Raw genomic sequence first — 14,180 nt, 5'->3', positions numbered from 1 at the left:
AAGGTTCTTTCCCTTCTTGGGACCTGCTGAAACACGCCCGCAACCGGTGCCCGGTCTTCAGCCGGACACCGGTGGGTGATCGCCCTGTCAGGACTGGGTGCTCAATGTGCGCGGAGGATCATCTCTCCTTCATGCAGGAAACATCCCTTGTCGAAATGCGACAGATCGACCGGGTTGGTCGTCCGTATATCGGCGAACCCCGGCAGGGTGCGGATCTTTGGATCAAAGTTTCTATGGACCTGCGACAGGAAGACAAGCGTCGTGCACCGCGTTTTTGCGAACCGTCTCAAAACTTCCACCTGATCGCCGAGCGGCGGCTGTGAGCGGTGCTGATCCATGACTTGCAAATAATCAATGACCGCTATGGTGCCCGGCGCCGGACCAGCAAGTGTTTCCTGAACTTCCCCGGCACACACGCTGTCGGAAAGAACTATTTGAAACTTTTCCGATTTTTCCAGGCCGGGATACCCGCTGCCGGAAAGCTTCGAGCGCACATCGCTATAAGAACATTCGGATGAAAAGAAGACGGACGATCGTCCGCTCTTTGCCGCTTCAGCGAGCAACTCGAGCCCCAGGACCGTTTTACCCTGACCAGGCCTTGCGCCAAGGATTACCATATCGCTTGGTTCAAGCGCCGACAGAAGTCTGATCGAGGGTCCCTGGTCGCGAGCAGCAGATGCGAGATGGCTCCAGCTTCTGAAGCCTTCGCGAACAGCAATTTCGTCCAACGCCCGGTTCAACGCGATGGTCTTGCTGCGGGCGAGTGTCCGGGCTTCACGCTTCAGGCGGAAAACGGGTGCAGAGAGTTTCATATGCGACCTCCAGATCGCGTGCATCAGCCGCAGTCCCTCCCTATGCGAACGCACGATCACCTGGTTGCCAGAATGAATTGACCCTGCAGTGCGGCTGCTGCTCCAGTCGGAGGGGGATGGCGTGGGTCGAGCCAACCTCTTTTTACCTGATTCCCGCTAAAGCCAGCCAGCCCGGGCTTTCCTTCGTCAACGATCCCGGCTCAGACCCTTCTCCGCCAGCTCTTCCAGGTACACACCCCAATGGGCGTCCGGGTCTCTGCCAAGCTCAAGGAAATAGGTCCAGGTGAAAATCCCGGAATTATGCATGTCGTCGAAATGGATACGGACAGCATAGTTGCCGACAGGCTCAATCTTCATGATCTCGACATTGCGCTTGCCGGGCACCGTCTGCTTTTGCGACGGGTTATGCCCTTTCACTTCCGCCGAAGGCGAGCACACCCGCAGATACTCGGCGGACAATTCGTGCCGTTCACCCGTATTGAAGGCGACTGTCAGGCTTTTTCTGTCTTTCGAGACGCGCAGTTCCGTCGGCCAGGGTGCGGTCGGGTCGGTCATGTCCGGATCCTTTGATTCCACCCGGTCAACAGCACCGGGACTTGCGCGCGGACGATACTGGCCGCACGGACCCCGTCAAGCGTCGTCTTGTCCCGCCTGCTTCACGGCTTCGTAGCCTTCGAGCGCCGCCTCGCGGGCACTGGCATGGTCGACGAGAGGCTTCGGATAGGTGTCGCCAAGCGTGATCCTGGCTTTTTTCAAGGCTTCTGCGGGCGCATCGAAAGGGGCAAAGAGATATCGCGTGTCCAGTTCGCGCAACTCAGGCACCCATTGACGGATATAGTTCCCATCGGGATCGAACTTTTCGCCCTGGGTGATCGGATTGAACACTCGGAAATAGGGAGCGGCATCCGCGCCGGATCCCGCGACCCACTGCCAGCCGGCGGAATTGTTTGCAAGGTCCGCATCCACCAGCGTGTCCCGAAACCAGGCCTCGCCATGACGCCAGTGAAGACGGAGATGCTTGATCAGAAAGCTTGCGGCGATCATGCGCACGCGGTTGTGCATGTACCCGGTTTGCCAGAGTTCGCGCATCCCTGCGTCAACAATTGGATAGCCCGTTTGTCCTTTCTGCCATTTCTCCAACTCACCATCCGGCTCCTTCCATGGATATTCGTCAAAGGTGGAGCGCCAGTTTTCGGATGGCAATTTCGGAAAGTGGTACAAGAGGTTATGAGAGAACTCCCGCCAGGCGATCTCGGACAGGAATTTCATTCCGTCGTCACCGAGCGACGACCTCCTGTCCATGACGTCCTGCGTTGCATGCCAGATCTGGCGCGGCGAGATTTCCCCGAAATGAAGATGTGGCGACAGGCGCGAGACGTTGGGCAGATCCGGGCGGTTCCGAAGTTTGCCGTAGCCTTTCAGCCCTTCTTCCAGAAAACTGCCGAGCCGTTCTGAAGCGCCTGCTTCACCCGGTGTCCAGAGATCTTCCCAGCCCTTTGCCCAGTTTGGTTTCTTCGGCAGAAGGTCAAAACTCTCCAGTTCCTCACCACCGTCATAGTCGGCGATGTCCAGTTTCTCCGGTGCCGGCAAGGCATCATCGATCTCAATCTGCCGCGCAGCTTTCCAGAAGGGCGAATAGACCTTGTAAGGGCCGCCTGACTGCGTCTCTATTTCCCAAGGCTCGTACAAGAGTGACGCCTTGAAACTTTTGACCTCGTATCCGTCGTCTTTCAGCGACGATTTCAGATCGGTGTCCCGTTCGATCGCGTACGGCTCGTAGCATCTGTTCCAGAAGACAGCCTCAACGCCAGCTCGCTTCGCAACCTCGGGAATCAGGTGTCTTGCATCGCCCTTGAGCAAGACCAGCCCCGGCAGGTCCTGTTGCAGTGCTTTCAGACTGTGATGAAGCCACCACCGGCTGGCACCGCCAAGCGGGTGGGTTTCACCGGTCTTGTCCGCAGGCTCCAGAATGAAAACCGGAAGGACACGTCCGCTCTTCGCCGCTTCGAACAAGGCGGGATTGTCCTTGATGCGCAAATCCTGCCGAAACCAAACGAGTGTTGTCATGCTGCTCCTGCCGCTTTCGTCAGGTCAGATACGCCGCAAAGCGCTAACGGATCAACGATGTGCAGGTTTTTTGGTTCTTCCGAAAGCAGAACGCCGGCTCAGCAACGGTCGTCAGAGGGAGAGCAGCCCTTTGCGCCTCCCATGACAGATCCAGGCATCTCTCGCTTGTTGAGACCGCAGTCGTGCTGCGCCATTACTCCACTTGATTTGACAATAGTACACTGACAAGTTTACCTGATGCCGTAAACCGGATATTTGCAGTCCGGTTTCAATTGATCTTGTCCGCATCGACGCCATATGATCTGGATAAGAAAAAATCATGGGAGAGCGAAACGTGACAGACGGCAAGATTGTGGTCCCGGCACAAGCGGCAATCGGACAGTTGGAGACGCAAGCTCCGATGATCGATCCTTTTGGCCGTGCCGTCACCTATCTTCGCGTGTCCGTGACCGACCGTTGCGATTTTCGTTGTGTCTATTGCATGGCGGAAGACATGACCTTCCTGCCCAAACGAGAAGTGCTGAGCCTGGAAGAACTCGACCGCCTGTGCACTGCCTTCATCGAAAAAGGTGTCCGGAAACTGCGCCTTACCGGCGGCGAGCCCCTTGTGCGCAAGAACATCATGAGCTTGATCCGCAGCCTTGGCCGGCATCTGGACAGCGGCGCTCTGGAAGAGCTGACCCTGACCACCAACGGCTCACAGCTCGCCCGCTACGCGCAGGACCTCTACGATTGCGGCGTGCGCCGGATAAACGTTTCGATCGATACGCTCGATCCGCAGAAGTTCAAGGCCGTTACCCGCTGGGGCGATCTCGGCAAGGTGATGGACGGGATCCGCGCAGCGACAGCTGCCGGCCTTCAGATCAAGATCAACATGGTTGCGCTCAAGGATGTCAACGAGCACGAGATCGTGACCATGCTGAAGTGGTGTCATGAGCACGGCCATGACCTCACCCTGATCGAAACCATGCCTCTGGGTGAGATCGACGGGGATCGCACGGACCAGTATCTGCCTCTGTCGACCGTGCGTGCACGCCTTGCTGAGGAGTTCACGCTGACAGACATCCCCTACAAGACCGGTGGTCCGGCACGATATGTCACGATCGAGGAAACCGGAGGCCGTCTTGGCTTCATCACGCCGATGACCCATAACTTCTGCGAGAGCTGCAACCGTGTACGCGTCACCTGTACCGGACAGCTTTACATGTGCCTTGGCCAAGAAGACATGTCGGATCTTCGTGCGCCGCTGCGTGCGTCGGAAGGCAACGACATGTTGAATGCCGCGATAGACGAAGCTATCGGACGCAAGCCCAAGGGGCATGATTTCGTGATCGACCGGAACCGCAACCAGCCGGCGGTATCCCGGCATATGAGCGTCACCGGCGGGTAAAGCTTCCAGCTCTTTTCGGATTTGAACCGACCGCGCGCGCGCACATTCATCAATGGAGCCGCAGCGCTACTCTGCCGCGACCATACCGGAGCGTGCGGTGTAGAACCGGATGGTCAGGGCTGCAATCAGGCTGAAGCCAACCCCGACCCCCATTACCAGGATCATTCCCCAGGGCGAACCTGCCAGAATGCCATGAGCATACAGCGAGGCAACGAGGGATCCTGCGATTGCCCCCATGGAAACCTGAAAAGATGCGGTCATGCCCGAGGCCGCACCGGTCAGTTCCGGCCTCACACTCGCCGCGCCGGACAAGGCGCTCGGCAGGCAAATCCCATTGCCGAGCCCGAGCAGGAACATTGGCAGGAACAGGCTTGGCGCGCTCAAAGCATCGAAATACGTAAACCCCGCAATGACGGCTACGCACACAATCGCAATGAGCGTTCCCGCCAGCATCATGCGAAACAGTCCGACCCGTTCGGAATACCTGCCGGATATGAAGTTGCCGGCGATATAGCCAAGCGCAACGAACATGAAATAGAAGCCCATTTCACCAGCGCTCAAGGACAGAAGATCGGCAGCGATGAAGGGCGCGCCACCAAGGTATGCGAAATAGGCGAGCGCACTGAAAGCGGCGGTCAACGTATAGCACCAATAGAGCGGTTCACGGCACAGCGTTGCATAGGCTCTGAGGATCTGGCGCCCGCCAACTTCGTTGCGGTTCATGTGTGTTTCCGGCAGGAGGAATACACTCGCCCAAAGAGTGGCAACCCCGAACACCAGGAGCAGCATGAAGCCTCCCTGCCAGCCGTAATAATGATCCAGCAATCCGCCTATTGCCGGCCCAACGGTCGGCATCACTGCCATGCCCATGGTGACATAGCCGATCATGCTGGCCGCCTGCTTGGGGCTATACAGGTCGCGGAGGATTGCCCGGCCGAGCACCAGTCCCGTGCAGCCACCCGCAGCCTGAATCACGCGAGCGGCGATCAGCGCTTCGATGCTTTGCGCGAACAGACAAAACACGGTGCCAATCACAAAAAGCACCGAGCCGAGTATAATGACCGGCCGCCGGCCGAACTGGTCCGATAAAGGGCCCCAGAAGAGCTGGAAAACGGCAACCGCGATGAAGAAAGCGGACATGGACAGTTGGATCTCTCCCGCGGTCGCGGAAAAGACCAGCATCATTCCCGCCAGGGATGGCAGGTAGATCTGCATAGCAAGCGGGCTGACAGATGAAATCGCCATGAGCACCGCAAGCGAAGGTTTCGCACCGGTGCTGGAAGTTTGGGATTTACTTGTAACCATGCCCGGGAAGGAACCTTTTTATCGTCATCCCTTGCGGGCTAAATATTAAACTTTGGATATGTATATTGGTTCCGTGATCCGGGCGTGAAAACTTCAATTGCTACAGTCGATAGCCGCGTGATGACGCAAAAGGTCAGCAATGTCAGGTAATTGGCCGATGGCTTGAAACACCCGCAAAGCCGTGCCGGGAGCAGGCGTTGATACGCCATCTGGCAACGCTTCATACATTGGCCAGCGGGTTTCAGCACCGCTTTCCAACAAGAGTGCGGGTGACAGCAATCAGGCCCGGCATCAACCGTGCCTGATTTTGTTTCATCGGCCAACCGCCGGAATACCTCCGAATGCGACTGGTTGTTCCCGGTTCAGTCGAAGACGATTTTCGGGGCCGCACGGGCAGGCTCCGCGCTCTCGCGCTCGATGCTGGCGAGCACCTTGGCGGCTATGTCCTTGTAGATACCGGCAACCGCACCTTCCGGATCGGAAACAACAACCGGCGTACCGGCATCGGATGTTTCGCGGATCTTCATGGTCAAGGGAACTTCACCCAGGAATGGCACGTCCAGCCGATCGGCTTCCGCCCGTGCACCGCCATGACCGAATATGTCGTGGCGGCCGCCGCAATCCGGGCACATGAAATAGCTCATGTTCTCGACGATACCCAGCACGGGAACGTCAACACGCTTGAACATGTTGAGACCCTTGCGGGCATCGATCAGGGCGAGGTCCTGTGGTGTCGACACGATCACCGCACCGGCCAAGGGCACCTGTTGAGCCATGGTGAGCTGAGCGTCGCCGGTTCCCGGTGGCATGTCGACCACCAGGACGTCCAGTTCCCCCCATGCCACTTCGCGAAGCATCTGGGTGAGTGCGGAAATGACCATAGGCCCGCGCCAGATCATGGGCGTTTCTTCTTCCACCATGAAACCCATGGACATCACCTTGATGCCATAGCCTTCCAATGGCTTGAGCATCCTGCCCGATAAAGCTTCCGGTCGGCCGGAGACGTTGAAGAGACGTGGCACGGACGGGCCGTAGATATCGGCGTCCAGAACCCCTACCCTTTTGCCGAGCGCCGCCATCGCAAGGGCAAGATTTGCCGTCGTCGTGGACTTGCCAACGCCGCCCTTGCCAGAGGCAACAGCGACAATGTGCTTGATGCCTGGCACACCGGGTTTTGCGGGAGCCTGTTCCTCAGCGGAGCGCCGGGGCTGCTGGGGAGCGGGTTTCGGGGCCGATTGAGGCGGAGTATTGCGGGCGCTGCCTGCCGCGCGTTCGGCGGTGAGGGCAACCATCACCGTTTCAACGCCATCCACTTCCTTGACCACCTTCTCCGCGGCCAGACGCAGAGGCTCTAGCTCCTGCGCGCGCTCTGCGGGAACTGTAATGGAAAAGACAACGCGGCCATCGGACACGAACACGTCCGAAACGAGGCCCAACGAAACGATGTCGCCCTCAAGGTCTGGCCCCTTGATCTGCCTCAATCGTTCCATGACTGCGCTTTTTATGGTGTCGGTCATTCTTCGGTCCTGTTTCGTAGACCGGCCACTGCGCGCGACCGGATTTTCCGGTGCGAAATCTAGTTCGCCACCTCATTCAGGCAAGCTGCCAAAATGAAGCACGACGCGTTCCGCTCTCTAACCGCGAGTCATAGAAGGGGTAATTTTCCGACACAAGCCCAACCACTCAACAGATGATTGCCTTGCTGTTTTGAAAGCTTCCAGCAAAACGCCCTCTTTGGGCCTCCGGAACGTTTCTGCCGGATAGAAAAGTTGCTGTCCTGGGAGCCTTTATCACGTCTGATGTGACACTGACTGCGATTGGTGACGGAGATTGACAACCGGGATTGTTACCCAGCCTTCAGGGGGACAATGTTTTCGTTGAACCGGGCTACTGCCTGGGTAATTTGGAAATGCCTCTCGCAATTTCTCTTCGACGTTAATCCAGCCTCAGGAACCTTACATGCCAACCTGCCTCATCACCGCAGCCAATCGCGGGATCGGTTTCGAGCTTGCTCGCGCAGCACTTGAGAGCGGCTGGACCGTTTATGGCTCAGTCCGGACGCAGCAAGCTGTGAACTCGACGGCCGAACGGCTCGGCGAAGGTTTTCATCCGCTTGTTTTCGATGTCACCGATCATGCCGCCGTTCGTTCTGTTGCCAGCGGCCTCGACAGTCCGCTGGACCTGTTGATCAACAACGCGGGCATCATCACTCCGGAACGACAGAGCGCTCTGGACATGGATTTCGAGGGCTTTGCCGAAACGCTCGAGGTCAACACCCTTGCACCTCTGGCAGTCTCGCAAGCGTTCCTGCCGCATTTGCGCCGGTCAGGCGCTGGCCGGATCCTGACCATTTCCAGCCAGATGGCCTGGATGGGATACCGGAAGTCGGACACCCTCGCCTACCGTGCCTCCAAAGCAGCGGTGAACAAGGTGATGCAGGGACTTGCGACTGACCTGGAACCGGAGGGCATTCCAGTCGCGTTGATCGATCCCGGCTGGGTGCGCACAGACATGGGCGGACCACAAGCAGACAATGACCCGGCAGACGTCGCACGGGGTGTTTTGAAGATCGGCAGGTCCCTGTCCGTTGCCGACACCGGAAAGTTTTTCAAATGGAGCGGTGAAGAGCGCCCGTTCTGACCCGCCAATTCAACTTGCCGGCTCCCATTGGCTTGGCCACTGTCTGCAACCTTTAAGGGTACCAGCGGTACACTTGCCCCCAAGCTTGACCTACGCTGCCTAACTGGCGGGAACCTCCGCCGAAAGTGAGTTGCGGGTCGCCGGGATTGACCGGCGCGCTGTCGCCGACCGGCCAGGCGCTAAGCTGGACGAAGTGCTGCGCTCTCAACAGCGCACGCGCAATGGGACGCACGCGGGACGGCGGTATATTCGATTCTTCATCACGAGTAGCCCGCCCGAAAAGCCGGCCTAGAATTCAAGCTTGAAGAAGGTTCGCAACTACCTTTTCCACACAAAGAAATACCCACGTTGTTTTGCACAGTTTTCTAGTTCTGGCCATCCGGCCACGAAGCACACCTTTGCGGAGGACTTCGCAACGCTCCGGTAACAAAGGCTGCTCTTCTTCCCATTTGATTCAAATTTTAAGCAAATGTGAGGAATTGGAGCGCAGGCTGGATTCATCGGCAAAAGGATGGACACGCCATGGAACTTTACCGCGCCTGCTACCGAAGCAAGATCAACTGGGGCAAGATGCGTCTGCCCCTGCCGGACGAAATCGACAAGACGTTGCTGCGCATTCGCCGCATCAACAGAAAGGCTGGCGTAACCGGCGCGCTTCTGCTGGTCGATCAACACATCATTCAGGTTCTGGAAGGTCAGACCGGCCCGGTGCTGGATACCGTCTATTGCGTGATGAATGATCCACGTCTTGAAGCCATCGAGGGCATCATTCACGAACCGGCGGATTTCCGTCTGTTCCCGAATTCGCTCATGTTCTTCCGGGACCTGACCGATGGCCTTGCCGCTTCCAAGCACGAAGTGCTGCGCCCCCTGCTTGACCATCCTGCCGACGTAACGCGGGAAGAAGCCTATCGGGCGTTCGGACATTTCGCGCAGGAACTTCAGGAAGGGCGCCTGACCAACGACATGTTGATGATCTGAGCCGCTCCGGTCATGCGGAGCAGTTCGGCTCATCGCCGGTTTTCCAATTGAAGTCGTTGATTGCACGAAGGCCGGACACGAACACCGTCAGGCCGATACTGTGCGCTGCATAAAAAAGCGTTGGCAGACCATGTCGAGCCGTTTCAGCGGTTCATGAGTGATGTCAACGGCGCGAGCGATACAAGGCTTTTGGGCTTGTCCATTTCCCGTTGCCTTAACCGGGCCTGCGCGCGCAGCAATGCTGTCTTTCCAGTGGTCTGCCCCTCTTCATCGTAACGATGATATCCCAGCGCAGTGCAGGTGTTGTCGGACGTCAGCCCCCCCCCCCTATCGATTGCTGAGGTCTTTCTCTTTAGAACAGCCACCAGGGTTCCTGCGGATCGATACTCCGCCAGCATCACTTTCGTTTGGACAGTGTTCCGCATCCATTTTTCATTCCCCGGGCACACATCGCAGTCTCAGGTTTGCGGCCTGCTCGCGAACCAAATCCCTGAAGTAACACCTTGCCCCGCGGCAATCGCGTCCCATAGTGTTGAGACAATCGAAGCAAGTGGAGTCGTTTGCCTGTGTCAGGCCCATATGTGCTGCAACCAGACCCGGAAGATTCGCGCCTTTCGACATCCGTAAAAGGTATCGATCAGGACGGACAGCCGGTCGAAACGCGTGTCGTGACGGAAAAACCGCTGACGCTCTACCTGAATTCCCAGGAAGTGGTCACCATGATGACCATTGGCGATCATCCGGACCTTCTGGCCGTCGGTTATCTCAAGAACCAGAACATGCTGGCCGACGACGATGTCATCACCGGTATCGACCATGACGATGATCTGGATGTTGTCGTTGTTCGCACCGAGCGTGAGACCAATTTCGAGGAAAAGCTGAAAAAGAAGGTGCGCACCTCCGGCTGTGCGCAGGGCACGGTCTTCGGTGATGTCATGGAGGGGTTCGAGACCGTGCAACTGGCTGAGGACGCCCGCCTCAACACCTCCTGGCTTTATGCGCTTACGAAAACAATCAACACAACGCCTTCCCTCTATCTTGAGGCAGGGGCGATCCACGGCTGCGTTCTGTGTCAGAAAGACCGTCCACTGGTCTACATGGAAGACGTCGGCCGCCACAATGCGGTCGACAAGATCGCAGGCTGGATGGTCCTGAACGACATCCCCTCGCACGACAAGATCTTCTATACCACAGGCCGGCTGACCTCCGAGATGGTCATCAAGACCGTGATGATGGGCATTCCGATCCTCGTCTCACGATCGGGCTTTACCGCATGGGGTGTGGACCTTGCCCGCCAGGCCGGATTGACCCTGATCGGGCGCGCGCGCGGAAAGCGGTTCGTGGCCCTTTCCGGTCACGACAGGATCGTGTTCGACATGTCGGCGAGCGATATGGAGGACGAACCGGAGACCGCCCGCAGAAAAGGGAGCATGCCGGCAGCATGACGAGATACGAGAAGCCGCTTCAAAGCAACAAGGTGCTGGGCTGCATCCTTGCCGGTGGACAGTCCCGCAGGATGGGCGGCGGCGACAAGAGCCTGATGGATATCGGCGGCAAGACCATGCTTGATCTGATCCTTGCCAGGCTGAAACCACAGCTTGACGACATTATCCTGAATGCCAACGGCGACCCGGACCGGTTTGCACGCTTTGACTTGCCCGTAGCAGCCGATCCCGTTGGCGACTTTGCCGGACCTCTCGCAGGCGTCCTGGCCGGAATGACCTACGCCCACGCCGAAAGACCTGACGTCACTCATGTCGTTACGGTTGCCGGGGACACCCCTTTTTTTCCGACCAGTCTTGTCGCCCGGTTGTGCGCTGCCGTACCGGCCGACAGACCGGTGATCGCGCTGGCCTCTTCTGCCGAAAAGCTGCATCCGGTCTTCGGCCTTTGGCCTGTCAGGCTGAAGGCGGATCTTGAAGACTGGCTGCGCTCCGGCAAGACCGGCAAGGTGCTTGCCTTTGTCGACTGCTACGACAGCGTCGAAGTGTCTTTCGACCCGGACCCTGCCAGCGGACTGGACCCCTTCTTCAATGCCAATAAACCTGACGATCTGGCAACCGTCAGGGATGCGCTGAGTTACGTTCCCAGATGACCACCACACCCGTTTTCGGCATTACCGGCTGGAAGAACTCCGGCAAGACCCAGCTTGTGGCCAGTCTTGTGGCCGAATTCACCGCCCGAGGGCTAAAGGTATCGACCGTCAAGCATGCCCATCACGGTTTCGATGTCGACAAGCCCGGCACGGACAGTTACCGGCACCGGGAGGCCGGTGCGGTAGAAGTTGCGCTTGTCTCCGGGCGTCGTTGGGCCTTGATGCACGAGTTGAAACAGGAAGACGAACCGCCGCTGGAGGACGTTCTGGAACGGCTGGCGCCCTGCGATCTGATCCTGATCGAAGGCTACAAGAAGGAATCACATCCGAAGATCGAGGCGCGTAGAACCGAAGCAAGCGAACGTGGCCCATTGGCCGTCTCCGACCCGAACATTCTGGCCATCGCGACGGATCACGAGTTGCCGGATGAGGTCTTGCCGGTGTTTCATCTGGACGACATAAGTGCCATGGCGGATTTCATCGAAACCCATCTCGGTCTGAAGAGGTCGTCAGCATGACCGGCAAACTGCTCCTGGACGACTGTTTCCTGCACGACAAGGACCGTTTGCGCCACCACGAGGCACTGGCCATCCTGAAAGAACGGCTCCACTGCATCGCGGAGACCGAAACCGTGCGCCTGCAAGAGGCTGCCGAGCGCATCCTTGCCGAAGCAGTGACGGCCCCCCGCAATGTACCGCTGGCAGACAATTCAGCCGTCGACGGCTATGCCTTCCGCAACGCCGACTTCGAGGAAGTCGGCGGTTTTTTCCGTCTGGAACAGAGGATCGCCGCCGGGCATGCCAGCAACGCCGATCTCGGCCCATGGGCGGCTGCCCGGATCTTCACTGGTGCGGTGATGCCACCGGGAGCCGACACGGTTGCCATGCAGGAAGATTGCGAAACGCACCAGCAGGACGGTCAGGATTTCGTGATCGTGCCGCAGGGTCTGAAAACGGGCGCCAACTGCCGCAAGGCAGGTGAGGACGTGGCAGAAGGAACAACGCTTCTGAGCCCGGGCCAGCGGCTGCGCCCGCAAGATGTCGCGGCCATTGCCTCCACCGGACAGGCAGAGGTCTCCGTTTTCCGGAAACTGAGGGTTGCCCTGGTGTCCACAGGCGACGAGCTTCGCCGTCCCGGCGATCTCATTACCCTTGGCGATGTTTATGATTCCAATCACTTTCTTCTGCGCAGCCTGTGCGAGACGTTGCCTGTCGCGATCGATGATCTGGGCATTTTGAAAGACGATGCGGGCAGGCTTGAAGAAACTCTGGCGGCGGCCGCAGCCAGCCATGACGTGATCCTGACCACCGGCGGCGCAAGCCGCGGCGAGGAAGATCACATGCTCAAGGTTCTGGACAGGATCGGCACACGCCACATGTGGCAGCTCGCGATCAAACCAGGCCGTCCGATGATGTTCGGTAATATCGGGTCCTGCGTCGTCCTTGGACTGCCGGGAAACCCGGTCGCGGCCATGGTCTGTTTTCTGCTTTACGCGCGGCCGGTCTTCAGCGTTCTTGGCGGAGGTGCGTTTCTGGAACCGCAGGCCTTTCAGGTTCCGGCCGCCTTTGAAGTTCCCAAGAAAAAACCCGACCGGCGCGAGTTCTACCGCGCCTCTCTGGAACCCCGCCCTGATGGGGTACTTGCCGCACAAAAATTCCAGCGCGACGGTTCCGGTCTGATCACCGGTTTGCGTGAGGCGGACGGTCTTGTCGAGATCCCCGAGGACGTCACCTCGATCCGGAAGGGGGACATGGTATCGTTCCTGCCGTTCTCCGGCTTCGGATTGCGCTGACCCGGCGCAGTCGCCGGGCCAACAGGAAATCGTTCCTTAGTAGGCGTAGGGCCAGTTGGCGGCGACGAAGCGATAGCCCTCGCCGTCCTTCGCGACACGGCCCATACCCGGGAACGGGATGTGTGCGCCTGCAAAGAACAGCTTGTCGGCGGCAGCCTGATCCAGAAACGCCTTGCGGGTCGTTACCGCCTGGCCCGGATCGATATCGAACCCGATACCCCAATCCGGCCGGCTGAACTGATAGACGGCCATATGGACAATATCGCCGGCAATCACGAGGGTCTCACCGTTGCTGTCGAACAGGTAACCGGTATGCCCCGGAGTATGACCCGGCAGAGCCATTGAGCGGATACCAGGCAGGATTTCCTTATCACCGGAGATCAGCGTCTGACTGTCCTTGTAGGCTTCGGCGGCCTTCCGTGCCCCAACGAAGAACGGCTTGAACTGCTCGGGAGCTCCATTCATGGCTGCATCATCGAACCAGAAGGCCTTGTCGACTTCCGGCAGGATCAATTCTGCATTCTTGAACACCTTGTTGCCGTCACCATCGATGACGCCGAAAAGGTGGTCCGGGTGCATGTGGGTGATCAACAGAGCATCGACCTGATCGGGCGTTACACCGGCAGCAGCCAGGGCATCGGGCAAACGTCCCATTGTCGGGCCGAGAGCGTCCGAGGTGCCGGCATCCACCAGGATCAACCGGTCACCCGTATTGACGAGGTAGGCATTGACGGGAATGCGCAGCGCGTCTCCCTCGACCATGGCAGCGTCCCTGAGGCGCTGTCCCTCCGAGGCTTCATAGCCAATGACCAGTTCCGGGGTTACATCGAGATACCCGTCGAGCAAGGCGGTGATTTCGAGATCGCCGACCTTGTAGCGAAGCGCGCCCGCCATGGGTTTGCCTGCCTTGGCAACGGCGGCTTGTGCGGGTGAGGAAACGAGTGAAACACCACCGGCAGCGGCAAACGCCCCTGCCCCGGCTGCAGCACCAAGCAGTGTTCGTCTGGAAACGGAAATCTGAGAAGTGGTCATATGGGGCCTCCCGGCTCGACCTGATGGAAAACTGTCATACACAAACCTTTGGGATCGGTTCGGCAG

The 14,180-nt window shown here is 58.5% G+C and carries 14 protein-coding genes; 7 read left to right on the top strand and 7 right to left on the bottom strand.

The features are described from left to right. Positions 1-101 precede the first annotated feature (101 nt). The 3 genes from SIAM614_RS12985 to SIAM614_RS12975 form a co-directional block, all read right to left on the bottom strand. Positions 102-812 carry a DNA helicase gene (locus SIAM614_RS12985; protein ID WP_006935101.1) on the bottom strand — a complete coding sequence of 237 codons (711 nt, stop codon included), beginning with the start codon at positions 810-812 and terminating at the stop codon, positions 102-104. A gap of 186 nt (positions 813-998) precedes the next feature. Next, complete coding sequence (locus tag SIAM614_RS12980) at positions 999-1,367, bottom strand: gamma-butyrobetaine hydroxylase-like domain-containing protein (protein ID WP_040440154.1); 369 nt, start codon at positions 1,365-1,367, stop codon at positions 999-1,001. A 75-nt stretch (positions 1,368-1,442) separates the two neighbouring features. Then, on the bottom strand, positions 1,443-2,879 hold the full coding sequence (locus SIAM614_RS12975; RefSeq protein ID WP_006935097.1) for a cryptochrome/photolyase family protein: 1,437 nt from the start codon (positions 2,877-2,879) through the stop codon (positions 1,443-1,445). Positions 2,880-3,198: 319 nt separating this feature from the next. Between SIAM614_RS12975 and moaA the strand changes: the two genes are divergently transcribed. Next, positions 3,199-4,269 carry a GTP 3',8-cyclase MoaA gene (gene moaA, locus SIAM614_RS12970; RefSeq protein WP_006935095.1) on the top strand — a complete coding sequence of 357 codons (1,071 nt, stop codon included), beginning with the start codon at positions 3,199-3,201 and terminating at the stop codon, positions 4,267-4,269. Between the two features lie 66 nt (positions 4,270-4,335). On the opposite strand, the gene SIAM614_RS12965 is transcribed toward moaA, so the two are convergent. After that, entirely contained in the window at positions 4,336-5,514 is a 1,179-nt protein-coding gene (locus SIAM614_RS12965) for a multidrug effflux MFS transporter (RefSeq protein ID WP_081455243.1), read from the bottom strand. Positions 5,515-5,936: 422 nt separating this feature from the next. Continuing rightward, on the bottom strand, positions 5,937-7,091 hold the full coding sequence (locus SIAM614_RS12960; RefSeq protein ID WP_006935089.1) for an Mrp/NBP35 family ATP-binding protein: 1,155 nt from the start codon (positions 7,089-7,091) through the stop codon (positions 5,937-5,939). Positions 7,092-7,533: 442 nt separating this feature from the next. On the opposite strand from SIAM614_RS12960, the gene SIAM614_RS12955 reads away from it, so the two are divergent. Both SIAM614_RS12955 and SIAM614_RS12950 read left to right on the top strand, forming a co-directional pair. Beyond that, positions 7,534-8,214 carry an SDR family oxidoreductase gene (locus SIAM614_RS12955; RefSeq protein WP_006935088.1) on the top strand — a complete coding sequence of 227 codons (681 nt, stop codon included), beginning with the start codon at positions 7,534-7,536 and terminating at the stop codon, positions 8,212-8,214. Positions 8,215-8,736: 522 nt separating this feature from the next. Continuing rightward, entirely contained in the window at positions 8,737-9,195 is a 459-nt protein-coding gene (locus tag SIAM614_RS12950) for a BLUF domain-containing protein (protein WP_006935087.1), read from the top strand. Between the two features lie 143 nt (positions 9,196-9,338). Here SIAM614_RS12950 and SIAM614_RS32450 read toward each other — a convergent pair whose 3' ends face one another. Further along, positions 9,339-9,620: a hypothetical protein gene (locus SIAM614_RS32450; RefSeq protein ID WP_040440073.1), complete on the bottom strand. Its 282-nt coding sequence runs from the start codon at positions 9,618-9,620 to the stop codon at positions 9,339-9,341. A 141-nt stretch (positions 9,621-9,761) separates the two neighbouring features. On the opposite strand from SIAM614_RS32450, the gene fdhD reads away from it, so the two are divergent. From fdhD to SIAM614_RS12925, 4 genes are read left to right on the top strand one after another with little or no spacing between them, the layout of a single operon-like run. Further along, positions 9,762-10,640, top strand: a complete 879-nt coding sequence (fdhD, locus tag SIAM614_RS12940) for a formate dehydrogenase accessory sulfurtransferase FdhD (RefSeq protein WP_040440071.1) — start codon at positions 9,762-9,764, stop codon at positions 10,638-10,640. Beyond that, on the top strand, positions 10,637-11,290 hold the full coding sequence (gene mobA, locus SIAM614_RS12935; protein WP_006935083.1) for a molybdenum cofactor guanylyltransferase MobA: 654 nt from the start codon (positions 10,637-10,639) through the stop codon (positions 11,288-11,290). Before fdhD ends, mobA begins: the two co-directional genes overlap by 4 nt. Next, positions 11,287-11,808 (top strand): molybdopterin-guanine dinucleotide biosynthesis protein B, encoded by a 522-nt coding sequence (gene mobB, locus SIAM614_RS12930; RefSeq protein ID WP_006935082.1) that lies wholly within the window; start codon positions 11,287-11,289, stop codon positions 11,806-11,808. The genes mobA and mobB overlap by 4 nt, the downstream gene beginning before the upstream one ends. Next, positions 11,805-13,082 (top strand): molybdopterin molybdotransferase MoeA, encoded by a 1,278-nt coding sequence (locus SIAM614_RS12925; protein WP_006935081.1) that lies wholly within the window; start codon positions 11,805-11,807, stop codon positions 13,080-13,082. The genes mobB and SIAM614_RS12925 overlap by 4 nt, the downstream gene beginning before the upstream one ends. A 36-nt stretch (positions 13,083-13,118) precedes the next feature. Here SIAM614_RS12925 and SIAM614_RS12920 read toward each other — a convergent pair whose 3' ends face one another. Continuing rightward, a complete protein-coding gene (locus tag SIAM614_RS12920; protein ID WP_006935078.1) occupies positions 13,119-14,114 on the bottom strand; it encodes an MBL fold metallo-hydrolase in 996 nt (331 codons plus the stop codon). Positions 14,115-14,180: the final 66 nt, after the last annotated feature.

The sequence above is a fragment of the Roseibium aggregatum IAM 12614 genome (assembly GCF_000168975.1).
Classification (GTDB): domain Bacteria; phylum Pseudomonadota; class Alphaproteobacteria; order Rhizobiales; family Stappiaceae; genus Roseibium; species Roseibium aggregatum.
Note: the sequence above shows the minus strand (reverse complement) of the source record. Positions and strands in the feature narration are given on the sequence as shown.

Excerpts from the sequence above, each read along its gene's own strand:
- SIAM614_RS12985 (WP_006935101.1), bottom strand. The coding sequence starts at position 812 with ATGAAACTCTCTGCACCCGTTTTCCGCCTGAAGCGTGAAGCCCGGACA.
- SIAM614_RS12980 (WP_040440154.1), bottom strand. The coding sequence starts at position 1,367 with ATGACCGACCCGACCGCACCCTGGCCGACGGAACTGCGCGTCTCGAAA.
- SIAM614_RS12975 (WP_006935097.1), bottom strand. The coding sequence starts at position 2,879 with ATGACAACACTCGTTTGGTTTCGGCAGGATTTGCGCATCAAGGACAAT.
- moaA (WP_006935095.1), top strand. The coding sequence starts at position 3,199 with ATGGGAGAGCGAAACGTGACAGACGGCAAGATTGTGGTCCCGGCACAA.
- SIAM614_RS12965 (WP_081455243.1), bottom strand. The coding sequence starts at position 5,514 with ATGGCGATTTCATCTGTCAGCCCGCTTGCTATGCAGATCTACCTGCCA.
- SIAM614_RS12960 (WP_006935089.1), bottom strand. The coding sequence starts at position 7,091 with ATGACCGACACCATAAAAAGCGCAGTCATGGAACGATTGAGGCAGATC.
- SIAM614_RS12955 (WP_006935088.1), top strand. The coding sequence starts at position 7,534 with ATGCCAACCTGCCTCATCACCGCAGCCAATCGCGGGATCGGTTTCGAG.
- SIAM614_RS12950 (WP_006935087.1), top strand. The coding sequence starts at position 8,737 with ATGGAACTTTACCGCGCCTGCTACCGAAGCAAGATCAACTGGGGCAAG.
- SIAM614_RS32450 (WP_040440073.1), bottom strand. The coding sequence starts at position 9,620 with ATGCGGAACACTGTCCAAACGAAAGTGATGCTGGCGGAGTATCGATCC.
- mobA (WP_006935083.1), top strand. The coding sequence starts at position 10,637 with ATGACGAGATACGAGAAGCCGCTTCAAAGCAACAAGGTGCTGGGCTGC.
- mobB (WP_006935082.1), top strand. The coding sequence starts at position 11,287 with ATGACCACCACACCCGTTTTCGGCATTACCGGCTGGAAGAACTCCGGC.
- SIAM614_RS12925 (WP_006935081.1), top strand. The coding sequence starts at position 11,805 with ATGACCGGCAAACTGCTCCTGGACGACTGTTTCCTGCACGACAAGGAC.
- SIAM614_RS12920 (WP_006935078.1), bottom strand. The coding sequence starts at position 14,114 with ATGACCACTTCTCAGATTTCCGTTTCCAGACGAACACTGCTTGGTGCT.